Below are 24,962 nucleotides of genomic sequence, written 5' to 3'. Positions count from 1 at the left end.
TACGGAAGCCGGTGAGTTGCTCTGGCGCCTCTTCTCGGTGTCACATTTCAGCAACAATTGTCTTGAAGGGTGAATTGGTGGGGCAGGCCGCCCACGTTTTCGCCCACAACCCGGCTTCTGGATGCACGACGCAACGCTCGCAGGCGACGCACCACCTGAGTCGATTCCGGCGCCCGCGCCGTCCTCGGCACGTCCGTTGCTGTTTGGCAACGCCGGCCGCCGGGCCATTCGCACCATCGGTCTGATTATCGTTCTGCTCTCGGTGTTCGTCTCGTCAGGCTCGTTCCTGATCATGACCGGCGCCACCGACATCGAGCCGACGCCCGAGGTCTGGACGATTATCTGGATCATCAATGGCCTGCTGGTGCTGTCGGTGATTGCGCTGGTGCTGACCGAGGCGACGCTGCTGGTCCAGGCGCGGGTGCGCGGGCAGGCCGGCGCCGGCCTGCAGGTGCGCATGGTGGCGATGTTCGCCACCGTGGCCGCTGTCCCGGCGCTGCTGGTGGCGGTCGTCGCCATGATCTCGCTGAACCAGGGGCTTGACCAGTGGTTCTCCGAACGCACCCGCACCATGGTGGAGAGCTCGCGCCTGGTCGCCCGCTCCTACCTGCTCGAGCATTCGCAGGTGCTGCGTGACGACATCATCTGGGTGGCCAACGAACTGGAACAGGCCCGCGGCACTTTCGAGACCGACCGCACCAAGTTCCAGCGCATCCTGACCGCCCTCGCGGTGACGCGCTCGCTGCCCTTCACCTCACTGATCTCGGCCGATGGCGACACCCTGATGAAGGCGCAGATCAACGCGCCGGGCACGGCGCCCCGGGTACCTGCCGGCCTGACGCAGGGCGTGGTGGAAGGCACGCCGACGGAAATCGGCCCCGGTCGCACCAATCTCGTCGGCTCGGTGGTGAAGCTGCGTGGCTACGACGACACCTATCTCTTCGTGGCGCGCCCGGTTGACCCGGAAGTGCTGGAGTTCACCCGGCTCACCGACGCGAACATCACCGAGTACCGCAACTACGAGAGCAACCGGCTGGTCTTCCAGATCACCTTCACGCTCATGTATATCGGCATGGCGCTGGTGCTGCTGCTCGCCGCGGTGTGGATCGGTATCGCCCTTGCCAACCGCTTCGTCGACCCGATCCGCAACCTGATGATTGCCTCGAGCCGCGTTTCGGAGGGCGACCTCGACGTCCGTGTGCCGGTGCAGGAGGGCAGGGGCGATCTCCGCGATCTCTCCAGCCGCTTCAACACCATGACGCAGCAGCTCAAGACCCAGCGTGTGGCGCTGGTCGAGGCCAACGAGACCAACGAGAAGCGCCGCCAGTTCACCGAGGCCGTGGTGGAGGGCGTGTCGGCCGGTATCGTCGGGCTTGATCCGTTCGGCGCCATCACGCTGGTGAACCTGCGCGCCGCCGAAATGTTCGGCGCGGACGAAATCTCCCTCGTCGGCAAGCGCATCGACGAGGTCATTCCGGCGCTGGCACCGGTCATCGAGCGCGCCAAGTCGGCGCGTCGCGGCACCATTCGCGATCAGATCGAAATCGGCTCCGGCCCGGACTATCGCACCTATCAGGTGCAACTGACCCGGGAAGGCACAATCACCGAGAGCAAGGGGTTCGTCGTGACGCTCGACGACATCACCGACCTGCTTTCGGCCCAACGAACCGGCGCCTGGGCCGATGTGGCTCGCCGCATCGCGCATGAGATCAAGAACCCGCTGACCCCGATCCAGCTCAGCGCCGAGCGGCTGCGCCGCCGCTATGCGTCCAAGCTTGCCGACGACTTCGAAGTCTTCGACAAATGCGTCAACACCATCATCCGGCAGGTGGGCGATATCGGCCGCATGGTCGACGAGTTCTCGTCGTTCGCGCGCATGCCGGAAGCCAAGCTGGAAAAGGGCAACCTGACCGAGTCGATCCGCCAGGCGGTATTCCTCGAAAGCGTGCGCCTGCCGGAAGTCACCATCGACATGGACCTTCCCGAAGCGCCGATCATCGCCTGGTTCGACAACCGCCTGATCAGCCAGGTGCTGACCAACCTGATCAAGAACGCCGTCGAGGCGATCGAGGGGGCAGGACTTGAAGGCATCAAGAATCCGGTGATTTCCGTCGAGGCCCGCCCCGAAGGTGACATGGTTCGGCTGTCCATCTCCGACAACGGCAAGGGTTGGCCGAAAGAGAACCGGCATCGGCTGCTGGAACCTTATGTTACGACGCGCGAGAAGGGCACGGGGCTCGGGCTGGCGATTGTCGCAAAAATCATTGAACAGCACGGCGGCAAGGTCGATCTGATCGACGCCGAGCCGGACGAGAACGGGCGCGTTGGCGCCTGCTTTACCTTCACTCTGCCGTCACGGCGGCCGGGTGAAACAGACGAGGGGGAGCCAGCAGCTTCCCAACCGGTGGCGGAGCAGCAGGCCGCGACCGAGACCACGAATAGCGCAGCGGGTGGGGCAGACCCTGAAAGCGGACAGCAAGAGGAGCCGCAATTGCAAGCGGTTGATAATACCTGATGGCCCTCGACATTCTCATTATCGATGACGAGGACGACATCCGCGACCTGATCGCGGGTATCCTCGAGGACGAGGGCTACCAGACCCGGCAGGCGCATGACGCCGATTCCGGGCTGAACGAGATCGCCCGGCGCCGGCCGAGCCTGGTGTTCCTGGATATCTGGATGCAGGGCAGCCGGCTTGACGGCCTGCAGCTGCTGGATGAGTTCCAGAGCCAGCACCCGGATATGCCGGTGGTGATGATCTCGGGGCACGGCAATGTCGAGACGGCGGTCAGCGCTATCCGGCGTGGCGCCTACGACTATATCGAGAAGCCGTTCAAGGTGGATCGGCTGCTGCTGATCACCCAGCGCGCCATGGAGGCGGCACGCCTGAAGAACGAGGTGGCCGATCTTCGCGAGCGCTCGAACAAGACCGTCGAGCTGGTCGGCAACTCGCAGGCCATGCAGGCAGTGAAGGGGGTTATCGACAAATCGGCGCCCACCAACTCGCGCATCTTCATTTCCGGTTCGTCCGGTACCGGCAAGGGCCTTTCGGCCCGGCTGATCCACCAGCGCAGCGCCAGGGCCGAGGCGCCATTCGTCGAGATCAACTGCTCGCTCTACTCACCCGAGGAAGTGGCGGTCGTGCTGTTCGGCCGCGAATCCCGCGAAAAGACCGGCACGCTCAGGACCGAAGTCGGGGCGCTGGAGAAGGCGCATGGTGGCACGTTGTATCTCTCCGAGGTCGCGGCCCTGCCGCAAGCGGCCCAGCAGGCGCTGCTTCGCACCTTGGTCGAGAGCAAGTTCAACCGGGTCGGTGGTGCCGTGGCGGTGCCGATCGATGTGCGCATCATCTCGTCGAGCTCGCAGAACGTCGCCGGACTGATCGAGGAGGGCCAGTTCCGCTCCGACCTGTTCCACCGGCTGTCGATCGTGCCGCTGCACCTGACGCCGCTGAAGGAGCGCCGCGAGGACATCCCGCCGCTGGTCGAGGTGTTCATCGAACAGGTCTGCCGCCTGCATAACCTCAAGAGCCTGTCGATCGGCGACGACGCCGTGGCCGTGCTGCAGGGGCAGGATTGGCCGGGCAATGCTCGTCAGTTGCGCAACTCGATCGAGCGGCTGCTGATCCTTGTCAAGGACCAGACCCCGGCCGATGGGGTGATCACCGCAGCGATGCTGCCTCCCGATATCGGCGAAGTGCTGCCGACCGTCGGGGACAGCGACTCGTCGGCTCACCTGATGAGCCTGCCGTTGCGCGACGCTCGCGAGGTGTTCGAACGCCAGTACCTGATGGCGCAGATTGAGCGCTTCGGCGGGAACATCTCCAAGACAGCCGAGTTCGTAGGCATGGAGCGCAGCGCTTTGCACCGCAAAATCAAGTCGCTAGGGCTCTGACTGCCATGCGCGTGTACGGGTAGGCACTAAGATTCTTCTGTGCCATACTTCAAAGGCGATGGGAGAGTAACCATAAAGGGAGCAGGGGCGGTGGCGGCCGTTGTTCCCATCAACAGGGCGTGGCCGTTGGCTTGCGGCCCGCGTAACATCCCGCGAGAAGAGGCCAACGAATGCCCAGCGAAAAGACCCAGAACCTCCAGGACGCGTTCCTCAACCATGTCCGAAAGCAGAAGGTGCCGGTCACGATCTTCCTCGTGAACGGCGTCAAGCTGCAGGGCGTGATCACCTGGTTCGACAATTTCTGCCTGCTGCTGCGGCGCGATGCGCAGTCGCAGCTGGTCTACAAACACGCCATCTCGACCATCATGCCGGGCGCTCCGATCCAGCTGTTCGATCCTGAGCACACCGGCGAGGACTGAGACAAAACTTGAGTGATGACTTTGACGACGAGGCCGCCCGCAAGGGCGGCCCTCAGGCATTCATAGACCAGCGTAGCGCCCCGACCCGTGTCGGCCTCGTCATACCCGACGTCCGCGGCCGCGCCGCCACCCACAGCATCGAGGCACGCAAGGCCGAGTTCGAAGGGCTGGCCAGCGCCATCCGGGTTGAGATCGTGTTCTCCGAGATCGCCAAGGTCCGCGAGATCAAGCCCGCGACCTTCATCGGCGGCGGGCATGTGGAAGAGATTGCGAAGCGGGTAAAGGAGGAGGAGATCGAGCTGCTGCTCGTCGACACCGCCTTGCACCCGATCCAGCAGCGCAACCTCGAGAAGGAAACCGGCACCAAGGTGCTGGACCGCACCGGGTTGATCCTCGAAATCTTCGGCGAACGCGCCGCCACCCGCGAGGGCGTGCTGCAGGTCGAGCTCGCCCATCTCAACTACCAGAAGAGCCGGCTGGTCCGCAGCTGGACCCACCTTGAGCGCCAGCGCGGTTCAGGCGGCTTCGGCTTCATGGGCGGCCCCGGCGAAACCCAGCTGGAAAGCGATCGCCGCCAGCTGCAGGACCGCATCAAGATGCTCGAAGAGCGCATCGAGAAGGTGCGCCAGACCCGCGGCCAGCAGAAGGGCCGGCGCGACGCCGTGCCGTTCCAGGTAGTGGCGCTGGTGGGTTACACCAATGCCGGGAAATCCAGCATATTCAATGCTCTGACCGGGGCAGGGGTGTTCGCCAGGGATCTGCTGTTCGCCACCCTCGATACCACGGTGCGCAAGATCAGCCTGCCGCATGGCCGCGAGGTGATGCTGTCGGATACCGTGGGCTTCGTCTCCGACCTGCCGACCGACCTCATCGCCGCCTTCCGCGCCACGCTCGAAGAGGTGCTGGAAGCCCACGTGATCCTGCATGTCCGCGACGTCGCCAACCCTGATCATGCGGCGCAGGCACAGGACGTGCTGAAGGTGCTCGAAGAGCTCGGCATGTCGGCCGAGACCACTCCGATCATCGAGGTGTGGAACAAGGTGGATCTCCTCGAGCGTGACGCCGATGGCACTTATCCGGCGCTGGCGACGCTGTCGCCGCTCGGCAAGGTTTCCGCATCCGTGCCGGTGTCGGCGCAGACAGGCGAGGGGCTGGACAGGCTGCTCGACACCATCGAGAAGGTGCTGGCCGGGCAGGGGCGGACCTACCGCGTGCTGGTGCCGCATACCGCCGGCGCCGATGTCGGCTGGCTCTACGCCCACGCCGAGATCATCGGCAAGGACGAGCCGGACGAGAACGGCCAGGTCTACGAGGTCCGGGTCGAGGCCCGGCACAAGAACGCCTTCACCGAACGCTTCGCCGGCCGCATCGAAGGCTCAGACGCGGCCTGAGCGCGGATAAACGCTCTGCCGTTGCACGCTTGAGCTGGGCTGACGAAGCTCGTTGGGCTCAGTCGTGGACCTACCCACCGGCTGTCATCCCAGCGAAAGCATATGCGCTAAGCTTTGGGTGGATCGCAGCGCGTTAACCGAGGCTCTGCAAGTCCCCCAAACTCGGTGTCATCCCCGCGAAAGCGGGGAACTCCGTTTGCGATCGCGCGGCAGGCACGAAAACAGAGGTTCCCGCTTTCGAGGGAATGACCCGGTGGGTGGGGCGCGATCCTAACTTAGCGCTTGTGAGCGAAAGCTGGGACCCAACTCACCACAGCGCAAGTGGACAATTGGGTCCCAACTAGCCCTTACCCGCGCTCCTTGGCCCTGATCTCGTTCCAGTAGCCGTCGAGCCGGTCGAGGCCGGCTTCCGCCAGCGGCACGGCGTCTTCGCTGGCGCGGCTTTCGACGTAGCGGAAGCGGCGGTCGAACTTGACGTTCGCGTCGCGGAGCGCGGATTCGCCCTCGAACCCGAGCTTGCGGGCAAGGTTGGCGGCCGCGAACAGCAGGTCGCCCAGTTCCTCGTGGATCTCGGCGGTGTTGCCGGCCTCGGCGGCGGCCGCAACTTCGTCGAGCTCCTCACGAACCTTCGCCAGCGTCTGCCGCCAATCGGGCCAGTCGAACTGCACCGAGGCAGCGCGGCGGCTGAGCTTTTCTGCACGGGCCAGGGCGGGCAGGGCGTGCGGTACATCATCGAGGATGGAGGAAGCGACCTGCTTGCGCTCGGCCTTTTTCGCCCGCTCGTCGGCCTTCACCTCATCCCACTTGGCCTTGGCGCCGCCAGCGTTGCGCGCTGCTTCCTCGCCGAAGACATGAGGATGTCGGCGTATCAGTTTTTCAGTAATAGCAAAAACCACGTCGCCGATATCGAACAGGCCTTGCTCCGAGGCCATCTGGGCGTGATAGACGGGCTGCAGCAGCAGGTCGCCCAGCTCTTCGCGGAGGTCGGCATAATCCTCGCGCTCGATGGCGTCGGCGACCTCGTAGGCTTCCTCGATAGTGTAATGGCGGATGCTGGCGAAATCCTGCTCCAGGTCCCACGGACAGCCACCGTCCGGGTTACGGAGGGCGGCCATGATCTCGATCAGGCGGGAAATGTCGCGGGAGGGCTGCATGGCGGATCTCAGGTGATGTCGAAGCTGACGGCGTGGTTGCCGAAGCGACCGACGACGTGGCCGGTGCCGCTGATCGGCACGAGCCCGCAGAGCGAGCCCGTGGTGACGACCGTTCCGGCCTTAAGCGGGAAGGCCGGGTTCTGGTTCTTGGCGTAGGCAATGAACGAGTTGAGCACAGTGCCGAACGAGTGCTTGGCCGGGGCAGACCAGATCTGCTGTCCGGCGAACTCCAGGTGCACGTCGTAGTTGCCGATCTCGGCCCCGGCGTCGCGATGACTGGGATCGATGACGTAGCCATAGGCCGAGGCGTTGTCCGCAATCCCGCCATAGACGCCGGCAAGCGAGCGATCGGCGTAGCGCGTACCGCAAACCTCAACGCCAACGAAGTAATGGCTGATCGCCTCGATGATATCGAGCTCGTCGCGATTGGCGGCATCGGTGCTGAGGTCGCTGGTCAGTACCAGGCCGACTTCGACCTCAAGCCCGGTGATCGTCGGTGACGACAACTCGAACGCGCCGCTGTTGCCGACGCGCGAGCGATAGATCGGTGCGCAAGTGCCGAGGCCATCCGGCGTGACCAGCGTCTTCAGCAGCGCCGGCGCTTCGCCGAGTGCGCTCATCGTCGCCGACTGAATGCGGAGGGCCGCAGCACGATCGAGCGCCGCATAGGGGACAGCGTCGACATCGTGCCGGCCGGCACGTTGGGCCTCGATAAGCTGCTGGGTGAGGTCGGCTTCGGTCGGCATATCGGCTATTCCTCCATTCGCATAAGATATATTATGGAACTATCGCGTGTATCCACGGCGGCTAGGTTATCCAGCACGGCTGCGACATACTCAAATTGAAGTCCTTTTAGGTACATTCAGGTCAACGCCAGCGAAGCTCGGTCCCACAGTTAAGGTCAACGTGACCTCCCCTGGACCGCAGTTCCGGTCAACGCCAGGTCCGGAGTTCGAGTCGCATCAAGTTCCGTTGCGAACCTAGTCGACCCAGTGCCTGCACACCACGCCCCATTGGACGTAACCGAGCGAGACAACGGGCAAGCTTCGGACGTTCAGGCTGGCGCTCGCGATTAAGCCGGTGGATGCAGCCGCGGATCGAGCGCGAAGTCTTCCTGGCTGCGTTGGGCATAGCGCCCGCCGGCTGCCGGCACGGTGAAGACCAGGTTCCAGCTGTGCCGGGACACAACGCTGGGCACCATGATCAACGGATGGCGGGCTAGAAGGTCAGCGCCATATAGCTGCTGGCCGGCACTCGGCAGTCCCGGGACAAGCCAGTTCGGGTTCGGCAGATCCTCGGCTCGCACGATATGGATGTCCGTCAGATCGGTGACGATCGCCGAAGTCAGGACGTGGGGCACGGTGTCGAGTGTCTTGAAGCCCTTGTGTGCCGCGACCTCGAGGATGGCTGTCGAAGGGTCGATCGCGCAGTAGACGGCACGGACGCCTTTGTGGTTCCACCGTCCGCCGCCCAGGAAGGCGCCCTCACCCGAGTCCCAACTCGACGCGTGCTTCTTCTGGTCGAGCCGCCAGACGACGAGTTCGGTGCCGCCTAGGGCGCCAGGAAGCACGTTCATACGTAGACGCCATACTCGAGCTGCAGCAGCAGGTTCTCGACGAGCTCGGTACCGGCCGGCGAGGCCAGCAAGTCGATCGGCCGGCGCTGATCGAGGGCCATTGCGGGCTCTTCAAGCCACCGGCGGGCCTCGTCTTCAGTACCAAAGACCTCGGCCGCCTTGGCGAAAACCTCGGCGAACTTCCAGGCGCGGCCGCTCTGTTCTGGGGTGAGGAGGCGCTCGGGATCTTCCTTCCGACGCTGGACCGTGCGGTGGCTCAGGCCGATCGCACGCTCGAAATAGATGGTTTTGCCGACATCACCCAGGCGAATGATCAGGTGCGCCAGGGCTGGCCCCGGCATGCCGGAGATGAGCATCTCGTGGGCATCGATCGCCGAAGAGATCGTCTGCCGCAGCACCGTTGGGCCGCCGAGCAGGTCGACGACTCGAACCAGGTTTCCGCTCTCCTCGCTCTTTGTGGCAATCGCTGTGCTCATGGTCACGTCCTTGGACAGTTGTCATCTCTCAATATGACAACTGTCGTCCGCCAATCAAGTGCGCACGGCTGCGAGGTCGTTACCTCTTGCCGTATCCGCTCGCACGGCCCATCAGGCGCCGGATGCTCGATCCCCCCTCAGACGGTACTGGACAGCGGCCGCCTACAGTTCCACGGTATCCGTTACCTCCTGAACCTCGTCTCCGCGCCACAAGCAGGCGTGCTGGTTGCCCAGCACGACTAATCCTTCTGCAATGCGCGTTGGAGAAGCGCGGTCGAATAGAACTCGTACGAGGCCGCCTTGTCCGGGAAATCGATCAGATGGACGGTGAAGCGGCATGGAACGCCATTTTCGGGAAGGTTATCGGCGAAGAAGGATGAGTACGCCTCGGCATAGGCTTTCCGAAGGCGATCCTGCTCAGCGGCATATCCGGCGGGGTCGGCGAGGATGTTCGGCGTCTTCGGTTGGGCACCGAATGCGTGCATCTCGATGAAATCGATATCCCGCAAAGACGAGCAGATTCCCGCCTCGACCACCCACTTCTCCCAGCACCTGAAGACCAGTGCGACTTCCTGGTGGGGATCCATCGACACCAGTTCGCTCAGTCCCAACACGCCCTTTGCGGAGTAGCCACCCGTCAGACCAGCGAAATGAATCTTGAGGTCGCCATCCGCCTGTTCCTCGGTGACCAGCGCCGAGAGAACAGGTCGATCGCCTTCATAGTAATAGGTGAGTTTGCCGCGTTTGCGGACCTTGAATGCCATCGATAATTTCCTCGAAACGTGATCAGCTTGCCAGAACCTGTCGCAATCGAGCAGCAACGACATCGGCCTCGTCAATCGTCAGCGTCTGCGGATTCAGCGCTATGGTGTTGGGTTCATCGGCTGGAGCAGCCACCTCAATCCAGACATCGCCGTTCTTGAGTTCGTCAACGACCTGGTCGCGCGTCTTCCTGAACCCGGCATCCAGACGAACCAACGTGCGCGCGTGAGGTTGACCAGCCTCGCTTGGGAAGCCGCGTTCCGTCGTCACTCCCGCAATCCCCGCGAGGGCATCGATCCAGTTCTGGACGATCGACTCGTAAGCCTGGAGAAGCACGTCCTCGTCCTGATTCAGCGTGTACTGAACGGCGGCGAGCATTCCGGCGAGTTCTTCCTTGCCGACTTTCATGGGTCGACCGATGCCCTGCGTTGGCGACGACAGTCGGCGGCAACCGGCAATCAGTCCCCTGCTCCCGAGCACCAGGCCGGCAGCCTGGGGCCCACGGATACCTTTGCCGCCGCTGAAGACAACACCGTCGCAGCCAAGGACCTTTGTGTAGTGCCAGAGATTCGAAACCGGTGGAATTTGAGCCGCGGCGTCAACCAGAACCGGAACGTGGTGCTTCCTGGCGATCGCGATGACATCCTCGATCGGCGGCGATTTTGCCGCCAGCGCACCAGCAAACCAGACCAGGCACGCCGTACGCCCGGTTATGGCCGCCTCGAACGAGTCCAGGGTGTCGTCGCACTCAACGATGGAGGCGCCGGTCTGCCCAATCGCGAAGTCGTAGCCGTTGCGCTGTGAAGTGAAAACGATGGCTTCGTTCCTGGTGATGCCCTTGAGCATTGGATACGCCATCGGATCGGGTTCGTTCGGCGCTGCCATAAACGTTGCGACCGCGAGTACGATCCCAGCTGCCGCACCTGAGGAAACGAACGCGGCATCATTCTGGGTGAGCTCGGCAATTCGGTCCCCGACCCTCGTTTGAAGGAGTGGCAGATCGATAAACGACCCAGCCGCAGCATGCATTGCCTCGAGCACTTCCCTGGGCATGCGCGACCCACCAAGCTTGGTGAGTGTTGCCGACGCGTTGATGATCGGCTTGATGCCAAGGTCTTCGTAGATACTCACCCGCAGAACTCCTCGTGAGAATTGCGAACCCATTCGATGGGCGTCAGCCTCACCGCCCTACCCCAGCACCGCCGTGGCCGTGATCTCGATCCTGAGCCCCTTGGCCAGCAGTTCCTTGACCACCACCGTGGCGCGGATCGGGTACGGTTTGGTGTTGAAGAACTCGGCATAGACACGGTTCATGCCCGGTGCGTCGGCGCTGTCGATCAGGAAGATCTGCACCTGGACGATGTTGGTGAGCTCGCCGCCGGCGGCGTTGATCGCCTGCTTGAGGTTCGATAGCGCCTGGCGCGTCTGCACCTCGATGTCACCCTCGGTGATCTTGCCGGTCTTCGGATCCTCGGCCAGCACCACCAGCCAGACGTGCTTGCCGGCGCGGACGCAGTCGTTGATCGGACCGCTCGACGGTGCAATGCCGGTGTCGATGACTTCAATCATGGGCGGCATGGCTCCGTGGTTTCGCGTGGGGATCAGCGAGGGCTGATGATCTCGCCGGCGGTGATGTCGATCTGCAGGCCGTCGAAGGCCGGCCGCACGTGGTCGGGCGTCATGGCGTCGGTCTGGACATAGTCGAGGTCGATATGGAGGTTGGTCAGCACGGCGTGTCGCGGCTTTAGCTCCTCGACCAACTCGAGCGCTTCCGACAGGCTCAGGTGGCTCGGATGCGGTGCCGGTCGCAAAGCGTCGAGGACCCAGGTATCGAGCCCGCTGACCGTCTCACGCGATGTCTCGGGAATACCGCTCAGGTCACACGAATAGGCAAAGTTGCGCACCCGGAACCCCAGCGAAAAGATGTCACCGTGGTCCTGGCGGAATGGCAGCACGGTGATCGAGCCGCCCGGCCCGTCCACCGTCAGTGGCGTACCGGCTTCGATCAGGTGCTGGTTGAGGATTGGCGGATAGCCCGAGCCCGGCGGCGCGGTGAAGCAGTAGGCAAAGCTCGGCACGATCCGGTTGGCGGCTTCGGCGCTGAAATAGACGTCGACGCGCCTGCGATTATTCAGCGCCAGCACGCGAAGATCGTCGATGCCGTGAGTATGGTCGGCGTGCTCGTGCGTATAGAGCACGGCCTCGACCCGATCGACCTCGGCGCGCAGCAGCTGCTCACGCAGGTCGCACCCAGTATCGACGATGATCCGCGTCGGCTCGTCCGACCCGGCGCTGTAGCCCTCGATCAGCAACGAACAGCGGCTGCGGCGGTTCTTGGGATTGTCGGGATCGCACACGCCCCAATGGCCGCCGATGCGCGGCACGCCGCCGGATGAGCCGCAGCCCATGATCGTCGCAACGATACGCTGTGCTTCAGGCATTACGCCTTAGCCTTTGAGAATAAACGGAAAAAATTGTCGGTGGTTTCGGTGCCGAGCTGCTCGATGCTGACACCCCGAACCTCCGCCACTTTGGCCGCGGTGTGGGCGACGTAACTGGGTTCGTTGGTGCCGCCACGATGCGGTACCGGCGCCAGATACGGCGCATCGGTTTCAACCAGGTAGCGGTCAGCTGGAACGAACTTCGTCACCTCGCGGATCTCCTCGGCATTCTTGAACGTGATGATGCCCGAGAACGAGATGTAACCGCCAAGCTCCAGCGCCCGACGGGCGAGTTCGGTGCCGCCGGTGAAGCAGTGGAGCACGAAGGGGAAGGCCCCCTGCCCCGCCTCGTCAGTCAGCACCGCCGCCATGTGGACGTCGGCCGACCGCGAGTGGATGACCAGCGGCAGGCCGGTAAGGCGCGATGCGGCGATGTGTCGGCGCAGGCCCGTCTCCTGCGCCTCCTTGGGCGCATTGTCGTAGAAGTAGTCGAGCCCGGCTTCCCCGATGGCGACGCATTTGGGGTGGGCGCTGAGCCGCACCAGGTCCTCGGTGAAGATGTCGAGTTCTTCATCGGCGTGATGCGGATGGGTGCCGACCGAACACCAGACCTCGACATGCGCCTCGGCGATGGCCTTGATCTCGTCGAAGCGCTTCACCCGCGTCGAGATGGTGACCATGCCATCGATCCCCGCCGCTTTGGCGCGCGCCAGGACGCCGGCGCGATCGGCGGCGAGCTCCGGAAAATCGAGGTGGCAGTGCGAGTCGATCAACATGGCCTATGCCGTCTTTGGGTGCTCGAACTTCTTGAATACCGGTTCGGGCGGCGGCAAGACGGTGCCGGCGGGAACGCTGGACGCGCTGAGCGCATGGCTGAGCAGACGCTGGTCGGCCGGCACCGCCAGGGCATCGAGAAACTTCGCTGCAGAACCCGGAACGAACGCCTGCGCCGCGATGGCGGCACGACGGACGATATCGGCCGTCGTCACGAGGATCGTGCCCATGCGCGGCAAGTCGGCCTTCAGCCCCCATGGCGCCTGGTCGGCGAAGTAGAGGTTGGCGGCGTTGAGCAGCGTTGTCAGTTCGCCGGCGGCTTCATGGATCTGCTGGGTCTTCATGGCGAGGTCCATCTTGCCGATGGCCGCGATGGCCGTGGCGACGATGGCATGCTCGGCCTCGGTCGGCTCGGCCTCAGGCAGCGCCCCGCCAAAGTTCTTCTGGATCATCGACAGCGAGCGCTGCGCCAGATTGCCGAAGTTGTTGGCGAGGTCGGAGTTGTTGCGGTTGATGAACTTCTCGCGGCCCCAGTCGCCGTCCTGGCCGAAGCTGACTTCACGCAGGCAGTACCAGCGCACCGGATCGGTACCGTAAAGGTCGAGCTGCTCGTGCGGATCGACGATGTTGCCGACCGACTTCGACATCTTCTTGCCTTCCGAGGTCAGAAAGCCATGCGCGAAGACGCGGTGCGGCACCTCGATGCCGGCGCTCATCAGGAAGGCCGGCCAGTAGACGGTGTGGAACCGGATGATGTCCTTGCCGATGACGTGCAGGTTCGCCGGCCAGAACTTCCTGAACTGGTCGGAAGCAGCGTCGGGAAAGCCGACGCCGGTGATGTAGTTGGTGAGCGCGTCGACCCACACATACATCACGTGTCCGACGGCGCCCGGCACCGGGATGCCCCAGTCGAAGGTGGTGCGGCTGATCGAAACGTCGCGCAGCCCGGCTTTGACGAACGAGATGATCTCGTTGCGCCGCTCCTCGGGAGCGATGAAATCCGGCCGCTCCTCGTAGAGCTTCAGCAGCCGATCCTGATAGGCCGAGAGCCGGAAGAAGTAGCTGTCCTCTTCGACCCATTTCACTTCGGCGCCGGTCGGAGCGAACTTCTTGCCGCCTTCGCCGTCGCTGAGTTCGTCCTCGTCGAAATAGGCTTCGTCGCGGACCGAATACCAACCCTTGTAGGTCGACTGGTAGATGTCGCCATTGTTGCTGGCAGCCATCCTGCGCCAGATTTCCTGGCTCGACTCGTAATGGCGCGGCTCGGTGGTGCGGATGAAATCGTCATTGGAAACGTCGAGGCGCCCCGCCAGCTCCTTGAAGCGCGCGGCGTTGCGGTCGGCGAGTTCCCGCGCGGTAATGCCTTCGGCAGCCGCGGTCTGCACCATCTTGATGCCGTGCTCGTCGGTGCCGGTGAGGAAATAGGTTTCCTTGCCTTGAAGCCGCGCCCAGCGGGCGATGGCGTCGGTCGCGATCATCTCGTAGGCGTGCCCGATATGCGGCGCGCCGTTGGGATAAGCGATGGCGGTAGTGACGTAGAACGTGTCGGTCATGGTGTCGGCTGGACGCTCAGGAGCTGGTGTTTCCGGATCGCATCGAAAAGCGCGACCAGGGTCTGCCGCATGTCGAGGTTGTATTCGTCGGCATCGGCGAGGGAGGCTCGCGCCTTCTCCCATAGCTCGTTGGCAGAGGCAAGACGAACCCGGTCGCCGGCGGCGGCCGCCGCCTTGGCCGCATCGGCCAGCCAGTCGTTGAGGATGTCACGGGCAAAGCGCAGTTCGGCCGAGTCTCGATCCGCGGCAAGTGCATCGGCGAGCGCGATGCGGGCGGCTGAAGGCGCTCCGACGGGGTCGCCAAGCCAGGCCTGCAGCAACTGCAGGGCGCCCCCCTCCCTCAGCAGCATGGCCTCGAAGCCGCGGCGCGGCCGCCCCCCGGCAAGCGACACCGCGCGTTCGATGGCGATAGGCTGCCCGCCGACCTGGTCGAGCACGGTGCGCACGTCGCTATCGGCGATTGGCCGCAGCGCCACCTGGAAGCAGCGCGACTTGATGGTGGGGAGGAGCGAACCCGGACGGTGCGAGACGAGGAGGAACGTCGTGTCGGCCGGCGGCTCCTCGAGGATCTTCAAGAGCGCATTGGCCGACGAGGCGTTGCAATCGTCGATCGGATCGACGATGGCGATGCGATGCCCGGCGCGGCCGCGCGTCATCCGCATCTCCTCGATGAAGCGGCGGACCTCCTCGACGCGGATGGCGGTGTAATAGCCCTTGCCGGTGTCGCGGGCCGATTTTCGCATCACGAACAGGTTCGGATAGGCGCCGGCTGCAACCTGGGCGGCGATATGAACCGGCGATTCATCGCCCGTCTTCTCGAAGATACGGCGCGCCAGGTCGAAGGCCAGCGTTGCTTTGCCGATGCCGCGCGGCCCGTGGATCAGGATGCCGCCGGGCAGCCGGCCGGCATCGAGCCGCTCGAGCAGCGTGGCGCGCGCCGCGTCGTGCCCGGAAACGCCGGTCTGGTACTCGGGCAGCGGCACGCCTTCGAGCTGGTCGGGTTCGCGTTCGGGATAGTCCAATTCAGTCGGCCTTTGCCTCGAGCTCGGGGAAGCGCCGGCAGAGCGTATCCCAGATCTCCAGCTCCAGCGCATCTTCCGATTGGCCGGCGGGCAACACCACGCAGCGTTCCGGGTTGGCTTTGCCGATGGCGAGGAAGGCCTCGCGCAGCCGGCGGTGCCACTCGAGATCTTCCTTCTCGAAGCGATCGCCGGTCTCGGCCAACGCCTTCTCGATCTCGCGGTTGTTGACCCGGGCGAAGGCGACGGCCGGATCCATGTCGAGGATGAACGTGATGTCGGGTTGGTGCCCGTCGAGCGCCAGCGTCTCGAGGCCGCGGATCAGCTTGTCGTCGACGCCGCCCGTCAGCCCCTGATAAGCGCGGGTCGAGTCGTGGAAGCGGTCGGAAATCACCCATTTGCCGCTGCTGAGGCTGGGGGCGATGAGCGAGCTGACATGATCGTAGCGCGCCGCGGCGAACAGCACCGCTTCGGCGCCGGCCCCCCAGCTTTCTGAACGCCCCTGCAGGATGAAGGCGCGTACCGCTTCGGCCTTGGGCGTACCGCCGGGCTCGCGGGTGCGGACCGCTTCGATGTCCATGCGGTTCAGCCGGACCAGCAGGCGCTTGACCTGCGTCGACTTGCCGACGCCTTCGCCGCCCTCAAAGGTGATGAATCGGGCGGCGGGCTTCGCCGGCACATCGAGCATCTGCATCCAGTCCTGAGCTAGAGCCAGCCGAGCGCCAGTTCCTTCAGCGCATCGGTCGCCTTGCGGACGATATCGCCGTCGGCGACATCCTCGCCCGCATAAAGCGGGGTGACCTGTACCACGGCGCCGTTGCACATGACATTGAGCTGGGCCAGTTGATCGCCCTTCTGCACAGGCGGGCGGATCGGCGCCTTGTAGGTCACGGTGGCTTGCGGGCAGTTCTGCGCCCCCTTGGGCAGGAACAGATCAATGCTGCCCTTGCCCACCAGCGACACCTGCCCGCTGCTACCGCCATAAACATCGGCATAGGAGACTGCGGACCCCTCAGGAAACACCGGGATCAGTTCGAACCCGCGCGTGCCCCAGGTGACGAGCTTGCGTGCCTCTTCGGTGCGCTCGGTCATCGATTTGAGCCCGTGCAGCACCGCGATCAGACGGCGACCGGTGGCGGCGGTCGAGACCACCTCGCCATAGCCTGCGGCCTCGGTGTGTCCGGTCTTCAGGCCATCGACGCCGATGCCGATCTCGAGCAGCGAGTTGCGGTTCATCTGCCGGATCTTGTTCCAGGTGAACTCCTTCTCGGAGAATATCGGGTAGTACTCGGGGAACTGCGCGATGATGAATCGGGCAATTGTCGCAAGGTCACGCGCCGTCGAGAACTGCGCCGGGTCAGGCAGGCCGGTGGCGTTGACGAAGTTCGAGCCGGTGAGTCCGATCTCCTTGCCCAACTGGTTCATCATCTGGGCAAAGCTGAGCTCGCTCCCGGCAATGCCCTCGGCCAGTGCGATGGCCGCGTCATTGCCGGATTGGATGATCACCGAGCGAACCAGATCCATCACCGGGATCTTCGAGTTGAGCTCGGCAAACATGGTCGAGCCGCCCGAGGACGCGCCGCCATCGCGCCAGGCATGCTCGGAAATGAAGAACTCGTCGGTCGGCTGGAGCTTGTTCGTCTGCAACTGGTCGAACACCACGGCCAGCGTCATCAGCTTGGCCATGCTGGCGGGTTCGAGCTGCTCGTCAGCCGCCTTGTTGAACAGGATCGTGCCGGACTCGTAGTCCATCAGCACGGCAAACGGCGCCTTGGTGTCGAAATCCTGCGCGTGCGCGGCTGCTGCCGAAACGACGGCGAACAAAGCGACCAGCAGTTTCAAGCTGAAGTTCCGCAATCTCAACCCCGATCGCGGTCACTTTTCGACCGCTCTCAAACTAATAGAGCACCAGGTCCTTGAGTCCAAGTTGCCTGGCGAGCGACATTACATCATCCCGCGCCACACCGGGCTTAAGATGGGTGAGTGTCAGTCGTGTGGCAGCGGCGCCGGGAATGCGAACCGCATCCTCGTCGACCGCGCCGAGCATGGCGAACTGCAGCGCCACATCTTCGGCATGCACGGTATCGGTGAACACGCCGAGTTCGAGCTTGATGGCGCGCTTGTCCTCGTCGACGCTCGCGACCCAACCCTCGAGCGAGCCCGAGCGTGTTGCCATGGCGTTGACCGCGGCATGGGCGCCGGTAACGGCCTCGTTGGTCTCGGCATAGCCGAACATGTCGATGATGCCGCCGATAAGGTTCGGGCGTTCCTGGTTGTCGTTCATGGCGAGGCGGGTCGTGCCCTGCTCCATGCGCGTCGGCCGATCGAGGCTGGCGAGCAGCATGCGGGTATCGTCGCCATTGAGCGGCGCCGGGCCGACATACTCTACCTGGATGTTGCCGACGCCATGGTTGGCATAGCCGAGGATTTCGGCGGTGCGGTAGCTCATGTCCATCACCCGGCCATGCAGGTACGGCCCGCGGTCGTTGACGCGACAGACGATGGAGCGGCCATTGTCGAGATTGGTGACGCGGACATAGCTCGGCAACGGCAGCACCGGGCTGGCGCAGGAGATGGCATTGGCCGAGAAGATCTCGCCATTGGCGGTACGACGACCATGGAAGTCGTTGCCGTACCAGGAGGCATTGCCCGAGGCGACATAGCCGACAGGGTTTTCGATCGGCTCATAGAGTTCGCCGCGCACCGTATAGGGCTTGCCGACCATGTAGCGGCCGCCACCCTTGGGCGGGTTCTTGGCATTGGTAACGCGCGGGCTGACGGCGACGCCGAACTCCTTTGAGCTGAAGGCGGCGCGCTTGATATGCGGCACCCCTCCCCCGCCACTGCCGCAGGCAGCCAGGACCGGCGCCACGAGCGCAGCAAGAACAAGCAGCCGGGCGGCCGCGCGAAGGTCGCGAGAAAACACTGCCAAAACCAGATCAACCCAAAAGAGATTCCGCATCATACTCAAAGGCGTGCGGTGATGATCTCAAGGAAACGCAACGTGGTTGCGGCCGGGTTAATTTGCTTCAAATGCTAGGGAAATCGCCCTGGACGCCGCTGTGCCCCCCCCCTGGCGGCTCTAGCGGTTCAACCACTCCACCATCGCGGTCGTCACCGTTGTGTGTTGCTCGACCAGTGCCATGTGCCCTGCCCGCGGCACCACAACCAGCCTCGCATCGGCAATGCCGGCAGCCATCTCGCGCGCCGCCTCCGGCACGGTGATGGCATCCTTGTCGCCAACCACCACCAGTGTCGGCACGTCGATGGCGCCAAGCTCAGGCCGCGAGTCCCGACGGCTCATGATCGCGGTCTGCTGGCGGATATAGGTTTCGCCGCCATTCGCTGTGGCCATGCGGACGTGCAGCGCCTTGAGGTCGGCATTGCCGACATGGTCGGGATGGACTGCATTGGGGAACGACTGCGCTACAGCCAGATTGAACTTACCCTGCTCGGTCAAGGCGATGGCCGTTCGCCGCTTCTCAATCGCCTCCGGGGTATCCGGACGCGCCGAAGTGTCGAGCAGCGCCAGCTTTAGCACCCTGCCCCGAGCCTGCCGAAGCATCTCGAACGCCAGGTAGCCGCCCATCGAGAACCCGACCAATGCGAACTGCGGCGGCGCGTCGCTGAGGATCGAGGCGGCGATTTCCTGCATCGAACTGCCCTGCGTGTGGTTGGCAATCGTCACCGGCCCGAACTGCCACAGCGCCGGCACCTGATGCGCATAAATCTCGGCGGTGCAGTTGAGGCCGGGCACGAGGAGGATCGGCTTTGTCATGGAAGTGAAAGTCCTGATCGGAGGAACGTTTTCGTCCTCGCGGCGCGGGAACGGGAACGGGCTTGCTTGCCGGGCGGTCGGCAGTCATATAAAGATATCTTTATATCCCGCCGTGCCACCCTGCCGGCGGTGAACGCATTTTGGCGTGACAGACGTTGGAAAGTCGAGCGATGACTGAAGCTCAACACATTGAGATCGATAGAAATTCCTTGCCCAGGGGCGAGGAGGTGCGGGCAGCGCTTACCCAGGCGGCCTCCGAACGCATCCTGATCCTCGATGGCGCCATGGGCACCATGATTCAGCAGCTGAAGCTTGACGAGGCCGCCTATCGCGGCGAGCGCTTCAAGGATTGGCACAAGGACGTGCGGGGCAATAACGACCTGCTCAACCTGACCCAGCCCGACGCCATCCGGGCCATCCACCTGCAGTACTACCTCGCCGGCGCCGACATGGTGGAGACCAACACCTTCTCGTCCACCGACATCGTCATGGCCGATTACGGCATGCAGGCGCTCGCCTATGAACTGAACGTCGAGGGCGCCCGGCTGGCGCGTGAGGCGGCGCAGCAGGCTTTCGATATCGACGGCAAGCGTCGGTTCGTTGCGGGGGCGCTGGGTCCGCTGAACAAGACCGCCTCGATGTCGACCGACGTCAATTCTCCGGGACACCGGGCCATCACCTTCGACGAGATCGTCACGGGCTACGCCGAACAGATCAACGGGCTGATCGACGGTGGCGCCGACCTCCTGCTGTTCGAGACCATCACCGATACGCTCAACACCAAGGCTGGCATCTTCGCGGCGCAGCGCATCTTCGAGGAGCGTGGTAACGAGCTGCCGGTGATGATCTCAGGCACCATCACCGACCTTTCCGGCCGGACCCTGAGCGGCCAGACCCCGACGGCGTTCTGGTACTCGGTGCGGCACGCCAAGCCCTTCACCATCGGGCTCAATTGCGCACTCGGCGCCAATGCGATGCGCGCCCATATCAACGAGCTCTCCGATGTCGCCGACACCCTGATCTGCGCCTACCCCAATGCCGGCCTGCCCAATGAGTTCGGCGGCTATGACGAGACGCCGGAGTTCATGGCGCGGCAGCTCGAGGGCTTTGCCCGCGACGGCTTCCTCAACATCGTCGGCGGCTGCTGTGGCTCGACCCCGGACCATATCCGGGCGATCAAGGAAGCGGTCGGAAAGTACAAGCCGCGCAAGATCCCCGAGGTGCCGACGTTCCTCAGGCTGAGCGGCCTCGAGCCGTTCACGCTCACCGAGGACATCCCCTTCGTCAATATCGGCGAGCGCACCAATGTCACGGGCTCAGCCAGGTTCCGGAAGCTCATTACTGCCGGCGACTACACCGCGGCGCTCGAAGTGGCGCGCGACCAGGTGCAGAACGGCGCGCAGGTCATCGACATCAACGTCGACGAGGGCCTGCTCGACAGCCAGAAGGTGATGGTCGAGTTCCTCAACCTGCTCGCCGCGGAACCCGATATCGCCCGCGTGCCGTTGATGATCGACAGCTCGAAGTTCGAGGTGATCGAAGCGGGGCTCAAATGCGTGCAGGGCAAGGCCCTGGTCAATTCCATCTCGATGAAGGAAGGCGTCGACAAGTTCCTCGAGGCCGCCCGCCTGGTACGTTCATATGGCGCTGCCGTGGTGGTGATGGCCTTCGATGAGCAGGGTCAGGCCGACAGCTACGAGCGCAAGGTCGAGATCTGCTCGAAGGCCTATAAGCTCCTCACCGAGGAAGTGGGCTTTCCGCCCGAGGATATCGTCTTCGACCCCAATATCTTTGCCATTGCCACCGGCATCGAAGAGCATGTCGGTTATGGCATCGCCTTCATCGAAGCCACGAGGACCATCCGGCAAACCCTTCCCTACGCTCACATTTCCGGTGGCGTCAGCAACCTCAGCTTCTCCTTCCGGGGCAATGAGCCGGTGCGTGAGGCGATGCACTCGGTGTTCCTTTACCACGCCATCCAGGCGGGCATGGACATGGGCATCGTCAATGCCGGCCAGCTAGCGGTGTACGACACGCTGGAGCCGACGCTGCGCGAGGCCTGCGAGGATGTGATCTTCAACCGCCGGGCGGATTCGACCGAGCGGCTGCTGGAGATCGCCGAGCGCTTCAAGGGCCAGGCCGGCGGCGAGCAGAAGGCCAAGGACCTGACCTGGCGGACCAAGCCCGTGGCGGAGCGTATCTCGCATGCCCTCGTCAACGGCATCACCGAGTTCATCGACGAAGACACCGAGGAGGCCCGGCTCGGCGCCGAGCGCCCGCTGCACGTCATCGAAGGCCCGCTGATGGCCGGGATGAGTGTCGTCGGCGACCTGTTCGGCTCCGGCAAGATGTTCCTGCCGCAGGTGGTGAAATCCGCCCGCGTCATGAAGCAGGCCGTGGCGCACCTTCTCCCCTTCATGGAGGCGGAGAAGAACGCCGACGGCAACGCCACCGGCCGCCGCAGCGCCGGCAAGGTGTTGATGGCGACGGTGAAGGGCGATGTGCACGACATCGGCAAGAACATCGTCGGCGTGGTTTTGAGCTGCAACAACTACGAGATCATCGATCTCGGCGTCATGGTGCCGACGGCGAAGATTCTCGAAGTAGCGAAGGCCGAGAAGGTCGACGTCATCGGGCTGAGCGGCCTGATCACGCCATCGCTCGACGAGATGGTGCATGTCGCCTCCGAAATGGAGCGCGAGGGTTTTCACGTGCCGCTGCTGATCGGCGGCGCCACGACCAGCCGCGTCCACACGGCGGTGAAGATCCATCCGCAATATCATGGCGGGCCGACCGTCCACGTCCACGACGCGAGCCGCGCCGTTGGCGTGGTGTCGTCGCTGCTGAGCGACGAGCAGCGCCCGGCTTATGTCCAGGATGTGAAGGCCGAGTACGAGCGGCTGGCCGAAAAGCACCGGCAGAGCGAAGCCGAAAAGCAGCGCACCTCGCTGGCCACTGCCCGCGCCAACCGCTTCCAGCCGAAATGGGATGGCTACGTGCCGCCCAAGCCGAGCTTCCTCGGCACGCGGGTGTTCGAGAACTATGACCTGGCAGAGATCGCCAGGTACATCGACTGGACGCCGTTCTTCCAGGCCTGGGAGCTGAAGGGCCGCTTCCCGGCGGTGCTCGAGGACAAGGACCAGGGCCCCGCCGCTCGGCAACTCTGGGACGACGCGCAGAAGATGCTGAAGGAAGTGATCCAGAAGAACTGGTTCCGCCCCAAGGCGGTGATCGGCTTCTGGCACGCCAACCAGGTCGGCGACGATATCCGGCTCTATACCGATGCGGACCGCAAGGATCAGCTGGCGACGTTCTTCACCCTGCGCCAGCAGCTTTCGAAGACCGGCGGTAAACCGCACATGGCTTTGGCCGATTTCGTCGCGCCCGAGGGCATCCCGGACTATCTGGGCGGCTTCGTCGTCACCGCCGGGCTCGAGGAAAACGTGATCTCCGAGCGCTTCGAGCGGCGGAACGACGACTATTCGTCGATCCTGATCAAGGCCCTGGCCGACCGCTTCGCCGAGGCCTTCGCCGAACTGATGCACGAGCGGGTGCGCAAGGAGTTCTGGGGGTACGGTGCCGCGGAGACCTTTGCGCCCAACGAGATGATCGGCGAGCCCTACCAGGGCATTCGCCCTGCCCCCGGTTATCCGGCGCAGCCCGACCACACCGAAAAGACCACGCTGTTCCACCTGCTCAACGCCAGGCAGCGCATCGGCGTCGAACTGACCGAGAGCTACGCCATGTGGCCGGGCTCGTCGGTGTCGGGCATTTATCTCAGCCACCCCGAGAGCTTCTACTTCGGCGTCGCCAAGGTGGAGCGCGATCAGGTTGAGGACTACGCCAAGCGCAAGGGCATGGCGATCCGCGAGGTCGAGCGCTGGCTCGGGCCGATCCTCAACTACATCCCAAGCTCGGATAAGGAGGGGGCATGACCACCCGTCCGGTTCGCCTGGCTACCCCTCACTCTACCCCTCTCCCCAGCGGGGAGAGGGGACGTTGGGGCACGGCCGGTGCAAAGTGCGCCCCCTCGCCCCTCTGGAGAGAGGGTCGGGGTGAGGGGCAGCCAAGCACGGGGAGTTCGCCATGACCTCCCCTGCCCCATTCGCCCGGCGCGCCACGTCGGTGCCGGTGACCGTGGTCACCGATAAGGCGGCGCTCGGTCGCTTCGGCGGTCGCGATACGGCGGTGCTGCACCTCGATCCGCCGTTGCATGCGCACGACCCGGGCACCGAGTGCATTGCCTGCGACAGCCGCGGCAATGTGCGGGTGCTGCTGTTCGAGTTGCAGGAAAAGGTGCGGCTGGGGATGGCCGAGCCCTTTCTGCGCGTGGTGGTCGACGCCACCGACATCGAGAACCACGCTGCCGTCGCCGACGCCATCGTCCCCGGCAAGCTGCCGGCCTTCGGGCTCCGCGACTTCACCGTGGCCCGCAACTTTCACTTGGCGGAGGTGGTGTGATGGCCGCGCTCGACCTGTTCATCCGGCCCGCGGTCGACGATATCCATCCCATCAGCCGCGCGGCGCTGCAGACCCTCGATGCGACAGAGCGAGCAGAGCGCCTCAGCGAGCAGCAGGCGGCGATCCGCTCGCGGCTGGCAACGGCGCCGGACGCGCGCGACTGGCACAATCAAGTCGGCATGATCGTCGCCGAGTTGCGCCGCGCCGGTCATCCGCTGCGCCGCGACGGTGATACGCACAGCTGGCAGGGTGAAGCCGGCCTGGCTGTCAGTTTCTGCCAATCGGGCAACACGTTGCTCAACTGGCAAGCCCGGTAACGCCAAACCTCAGTATTACTTGCAGCATCACCTCCCCGCGTTAAGCTGACACCGTCGCTATCGTTGGCGGTTACTGTGCGCTTGAGGGGGCGTAGCAAATGGCAGAGCATGGTGATCCGTTCTCGATCAATGTCGGGAGCAAACTGCTCTTCGGCGCCATCATGCTTATGGGCCTCGGTGTTATCGGCGCCATTCTCGGGCCGTTGCTGACAGCATTCGGTCCGAACGCCAGCCCGGAAGCCATCGGTGGCGCCGTAGGCCCCGGAATCATGCTGATTGGCGTCGGGCTGGTGCTCGGCATTATCGCCGGCATCTTCCTCGGCTACGCCAACGGCAAATACCCGCCATCCAGCCGCTAGAGCACCGTACGACCGGGTTTGGACCACTGCGACAACCCCATCTGACAGCGGGTGGATGGGGCAACTGTCGAGCACCGGCTTTCCGTGCCGTCCAATCGAGAGGCACCCTAGTGCGTGTGTTCGGTGACGCACTCGCCGTGGTCGGCCAACACCTCGATGATGCGGCAATCGCAGATCCGGCCATGCCCGCATTCCTCGACCATGCGTGTCAGCTCGCCGCGCAGCGCCGTGAGGCTGGCGATGCGGCGGTCGATCTCGGTCAGGTGGTTGCGGGCAATGCTGTCAGCCTGGTGGCATGAGGCCTGCGGCGAGGCAGCCATCTCCAAGAGCTCGCGAATATCCTCGACCTCGAAGCCGAGCTCGCGCGAGTGGCGGATGAAATTCAGCCGCTCCACTTCCGGCTTGCCGTAGCGGCGCTGGTTGCCCTCGGTGCGCGGCGGCGCCGATAGCAACCCGATCTGCTCGTAGAACCGGATGGTCGGAACCTTGACGCCGGTCCGTCGTGACAGTTCGCCGATCGGCAGATTCATCGCATTCACCTCTTGATCCTCTAGTGGCTAGAGGTCCTAGATGTAGGCGGACATGATG

The 24,962-nt window shown here is 64.1% G+C and carries 24 protein-coding genes; 8 read left to right on the top strand and 16 right to left on the bottom strand.

Annotated features, from left to right (window positions below):
* Positions 1 to 196: 196 nt before the first annotated feature.
* The 4 genes from VGV07_RS10380 (at position 197) to hflX (ending at position 5,704) form a co-directional block, all read left to right on the top strand.
* The gene (locus VGV07_RS10380) at positions 197 to 2,515 is read left to right on the top strand and encodes a PAS domain-containing sensor histidine kinase (RefSeq protein WP_326868610.1); all 2,319 of its coding nucleotides are present in this window, start codon (positions 197 to 199) and stop codon (positions 2,513 to 2,515) included.
* On the top strand, positions 2,515 to 3,894 hold the full coding sequence (locus VGV07_RS10375) for a sigma-54 dependent transcriptional regulator (protein ID WP_326868609.1): 1,380 nt from the start codon (positions 2,515 to 2,517) through the stop codon (positions 3,892 to 3,894). The genes VGV07_RS10380 and VGV07_RS10375 overlap by 1 nt, the downstream gene beginning before the upstream one ends.
* 170 nt (positions 3,895 to 4,064) lie before the next feature.
* On the top strand, positions 4,065 to 4,313 hold the full coding sequence (gene hfq / locus VGV07_RS10370) for an RNA chaperone Hfq (RefSeq protein WP_055049125.1): 249 nt from the start codon (positions 4,065 to 4,067) through the stop codon (positions 4,311 to 4,313).
* Positions 4,314 to 4,321: 8 nt separating this feature from the next.
* A complete protein-coding gene (hflX, locus tag VGV07_RS10365) occupies positions 4,322 to 5,704 on the top strand; it encodes a GTPase HflX (protein ID WP_326868608.1) in 1,383 nt (460 codons plus the stop codon).
* 347 nt (positions 5,705 to 6,051) lie between these two features.
* Here the strand turns inward: hflX and mazG are convergent, their stop codons facing one another.
* The 15 genes from mazG to VGV07_RS10290 form a co-directional block, all read right to left on the bottom strand.
* Entirely contained in the window at positions 6,052 to 6,858 is an 807-nt protein-coding gene (gene mazG, locus VGV07_RS10360) for a nucleoside triphosphate pyrophosphohydrolase (RefSeq protein ID WP_326868607.1), read from the bottom strand.
* Positions 6,859 to 6,866: 8 nt separating this feature from the next.
* Entirely contained in the window at positions 6,867 to 7,604 is a 738-nt protein-coding gene (locus VGV07_RS10355; protein ID WP_326868606.1) for a hypothetical protein, read from the bottom strand.
* A gap of 326 nt (positions 7,605 to 7,930) precedes the next feature.
* On the bottom strand, positions 7,931 to 8,434 hold the full coding sequence (locus VGV07_RS10350; protein ID WP_326868605.1) for an RES family NAD+ phosphorylase: 504 nt from the start codon (positions 8,432 to 8,434) through the stop codon (positions 7,931 to 7,933).
* The gene (gene parS / locus VGV07_RS10345) at positions 8,431 to 8,910 is read right to left on the bottom strand and encodes a type II toxin-antitoxin system Xre/ParS family antitoxin (protein ID WP_326868604.1); all 480 of its coding nucleotides are present in this window, start codon (positions 8,908 to 8,910) and stop codon (positions 8,431 to 8,433) included. The genes VGV07_RS10350 and parS overlap by 4 nt, the downstream gene beginning before the upstream one ends.
* 239 nt (positions 8,911 to 9,149) lie before the next feature.
* Positions 9,150 to 9,674: a hypothetical protein gene (locus VGV07_RS10340; RefSeq protein ID WP_326868603.1), complete on the bottom strand. Its 525-nt coding sequence runs from the start codon at positions 9,672 to 9,674 to the stop codon at positions 9,150 to 9,152.
* A 22-nt stretch (positions 9,675 to 9,696) separates the two neighbouring features.
* A complete protein-coding gene (locus VGV07_RS10335) occupies positions 9,697 to 10,803 on the bottom strand; it encodes an aminotransferase class V-fold PLP-dependent enzyme (RefSeq protein ID WP_326868602.1) in 1,107 nt (368 codons plus the stop codon).
* Between the two features lie 57 nt (positions 10,804 to 10,860).
* Positions 10,861 to 11,241 carry a RidA family protein gene (locus VGV07_RS10330; protein ID WP_326868601.1) on the bottom strand — a complete coding sequence of 127 codons (381 nt, stop codon included), beginning with the start codon at positions 11,239 to 11,241 and terminating at the stop codon, positions 10,861 to 10,863.
* Between the two features lie 32 nt (positions 11,242 to 11,273).
* Positions 11,274 to 12,113, bottom strand: a complete 840-nt coding sequence (locus VGV07_RS10325) for an MBL fold metallo-hydrolase (RefSeq protein WP_326868600.1) — start codon at positions 12,111 to 12,113, stop codon at positions 11,274 to 11,276.
* The gene (locus VGV07_RS10320) at positions 12,113 to 12,889 is read right to left on the bottom strand and encodes a TatD family hydrolase (protein WP_326868599.1); all 777 of its coding nucleotides are present in this window, start codon (positions 12,887 to 12,889) and stop codon (positions 12,113 to 12,115) included. The genes VGV07_RS10325 and VGV07_RS10320 overlap by 1 nt, the downstream gene beginning before the upstream one ends.
* 3 nt (positions 12,890 to 12,892) lie before the next feature.
* On the bottom strand, positions 12,893 to 14,440 hold the full coding sequence (gene metG / locus VGV07_RS10315; RefSeq protein ID WP_326868598.1) for a methionine--tRNA ligase: 1,548 nt from the start codon (positions 14,438 to 14,440) through the stop codon (positions 12,893 to 12,895).
* Positions 14,437 to 15,462, bottom strand: coding sequence for an AAA family ATPase (locus tag VGV07_RS10310; protein ID WP_326868597.1), 1,026 nt, complete (start codon positions 15,460 to 15,462; stop codon positions 14,437 to 14,439). The genes metG and VGV07_RS10310 overlap by 4 nt, the downstream gene beginning before the upstream one ends.
* A gap of 1 nt (position 15,463) precedes the next feature.
* Positions 15,464 to 16,153 carry a dTMP kinase gene (gene tmk, locus VGV07_RS10305; protein WP_326868596.1) on the bottom strand — a complete coding sequence of 230 codons (690 nt, stop codon included), beginning with the start codon at positions 16,151 to 16,153 and terminating at the stop codon, positions 15,464 to 15,466.
* An 11-nt stretch (positions 16,154 to 16,164) separates the two neighbouring features.
* Positions 16,165 to 17,301: a D-alanyl-D-alanine carboxypeptidase family protein gene (locus tag VGV07_RS10300; RefSeq protein ID WP_326868595.1), complete on the bottom strand. Its 1,137-nt coding sequence runs from the start codon at positions 17,299 to 17,301 to the stop codon at positions 16,165 to 16,167.
* A gap of 55 nt (positions 17,302 to 17,356) precedes the next feature.
* The gene (locus VGV07_RS10295; protein ID WP_326868594.1) at positions 17,357 to 18,289 is read right to left on the bottom strand and encodes a septal ring lytic transglycosylase RlpA family protein; all 933 of its coding nucleotides are present in this window, start codon (positions 18,287 to 18,289) and stop codon (positions 17,357 to 17,359) included.
* Between the two features lie 252 nt (positions 18,290 to 18,541).
* Positions 18,542 to 19,237, bottom strand: a complete 696-nt coding sequence (locus VGV07_RS10290; RefSeq protein ID WP_326868593.1) for an alpha/beta hydrolase — start codon at positions 19,235 to 19,237, stop codon at positions 18,542 to 18,544.
* A 170-nt stretch (positions 19,238 to 19,407) separates the two neighbouring features.
* On the opposite strand from VGV07_RS10290, the gene metH reads away from it, so the two are divergent.
* The 4 genes from metH (at position 19,408) to VGV07_RS10270 (ending at position 24,374) form a co-directional block, all read left to right on the top strand.
* The gene (gene metH, locus VGV07_RS10285; protein ID WP_326868592.1) at positions 19,408 to 23,172 is read left to right on the top strand and encodes a methionine synthase; all 3,765 of its coding nucleotides are present in this window, start codon (positions 19,408 to 19,410) and stop codon (positions 23,170 to 23,172) included.
* A gap of 151 nt (positions 23,173 to 23,323) precedes the next feature.
* The gene (locus VGV07_RS10280) at positions 23,324 to 23,698 is read left to right on the top strand and encodes a hypothetical protein (protein WP_326868591.1); all 375 of its coding nucleotides are present in this window, start codon (positions 23,324 to 23,326) and stop codon (positions 23,696 to 23,698) included.
* Positions 23,698 to 24,015: a hypothetical protein gene (locus VGV07_RS10275; RefSeq protein WP_326868590.1), complete on the top strand. Its 318-nt coding sequence runs from the start codon at positions 23,698 to 23,700 to the stop codon at positions 24,013 to 24,015. The genes VGV07_RS10280 and VGV07_RS10275 overlap by 1 nt, the downstream gene beginning before the upstream one ends.
* Before the next feature lie 98 nt (positions 24,016 to 24,113).
* Complete coding sequence (locus VGV07_RS10270) at positions 24,114 to 24,374, top strand: hypothetical protein (protein WP_326868589.1); 261 nt, start codon at positions 24,114 to 24,116, stop codon at positions 24,372 to 24,374.
* Positions 24,375 to 24,481: 107 nt separating this feature from the next.
* On the opposite strand, the gene VGV07_RS10265 is transcribed toward VGV07_RS10270, so the two are convergent.
* Positions 24,482 to 24,904: a helix-turn-helix domain-containing protein gene (locus tag VGV07_RS10265; protein ID WP_326868588.1), complete on the bottom strand. Its 423-nt coding sequence runs from the start codon at positions 24,902 to 24,904 to the stop codon at positions 24,482 to 24,484.
* Positions 24,905 to 24,962 lie beyond the last annotated feature (58 nt).

It is taken from the genome of Devosia sp., from assembly GCF_035944845.1.
Taxonomy (GTDB): Bacteria; Pseudomonadota; Alphaproteobacteria; order Rhizobiales; family Devosiaceae; genus Devosia_A.
Note: the sequence above shows the minus strand (reverse complement) of the source record. Positions and strands in the feature narration are given on the sequence as shown.

Bases quoted from the DNA above. Each gene is read 5' to 3' on its own strand.
- VGV07_RS10375 (WP_326868609.1), top strand. From the start codon at position 2,515: ATGGCCCTCGACATTCTCATTATCGATGACGAGGACGACATCCGCGAC.
- hfq (WP_055049125.1), top strand. From the start codon at position 4,065: ATGCCCAGCGAAAAGACCCAGAACCTCCAGGACGCGTTCCTCAACCAT.
- mazG (WP_326868607.1), bottom strand. From the start codon at position 6,858: ATGCAGCCCTCCCGCGACATTTCCCGCCTGATCGAGATCATGGCCGCC.
- VGV07_RS10355 (WP_326868606.1), bottom strand. From the start codon at position 7,604: ATGCCGACCGAAGCCGACCTCACCCAGCAGCTTATCGAGGCCCAACGT.
- VGV07_RS10350 (WP_326868605.1), bottom strand. From the start codon at position 8,434: ATGAACGTGCTTCCTGGCGCCCTAGGCGGCACCGAACTCGTCGTCTGG.
- parS (WP_326868604.1), bottom strand. From the start codon at position 8,910: ATGAGCACAGCGATTGCCACAAAGAGCGAGGAGAGCGGAAACCTGGTT.
- VGV07_RS10340 (WP_326868603.1), bottom strand. From the start codon at position 9,674: ATGGCATTCAAGGTCCGCAAACGCGGCAAACTCACCTATTACTATGAA.
- VGV07_RS10330 (WP_326868601.1), bottom strand. From the start codon at position 11,241: ATGATTGAAGTCATCGACACCGGCATTGCACCGTCGAGCGGTCCGATC.
- VGV07_RS10325 (WP_326868600.1), bottom strand. From the start codon at position 12,113: ATGCCTGAAGCACAGCGTATCGTTGCGACGATCATGGGCTGCGGCTCA.
- VGV07_RS10320 (WP_326868599.1), bottom strand. From the start codon at position 12,889: ATGTTGATCGACTCGCACTGCCACCTCGATTTTCCGGAGCTCGCCGCC.
- metG (WP_326868598.1), bottom strand. From the start codon at position 14,440: ATGACCGACACGTTCTACGTCACTACCGCCATCGCTTATCCCAACGGC.
- tmk (WP_326868596.1), bottom strand. From the start codon at position 16,153: ATGCAGATGCTCGATGTGCCGGCGAAGCCCGCCGCCCGATTCATCACC.
- VGV07_RS10290 (WP_326868593.1), bottom strand. From the start codon at position 19,237: ATGACAAAGCCGATCCTCCTCGTGCCCGGCCTCAACTGCACCGCCGAG.
- metH (WP_326868592.1), top strand. From the start codon at position 19,408: ATGACTGAAGCTCAACACATTGAGATCGATAGAAATTCCTTGCCCAGG.
- VGV07_RS10280 (WP_326868591.1), top strand. From the start codon at position 23,324: ATGACCTCCCCTGCCCCATTCGCCCGGCGCGCCACGTCGGTGCCGGTG.
- VGV07_RS10275 (WP_326868590.1), top strand. From the start codon at position 23,698: ATGGCCGCGCTCGACCTGTTCATCCGGCCCGCGGTCGACGATATCCAT.
- VGV07_RS10270 (WP_326868589.1), top strand. From the start codon at position 24,114: ATGGCAGAGCATGGTGATCCGTTCTCGATCAATGTCGGGAGCAAACTG.
- VGV07_RS10265 (WP_326868588.1), bottom strand. From the start codon at position 24,904: ATGAATCTGCCGATCGGCGAACTGTCACGACGGACCGGCGTCAAGGTT.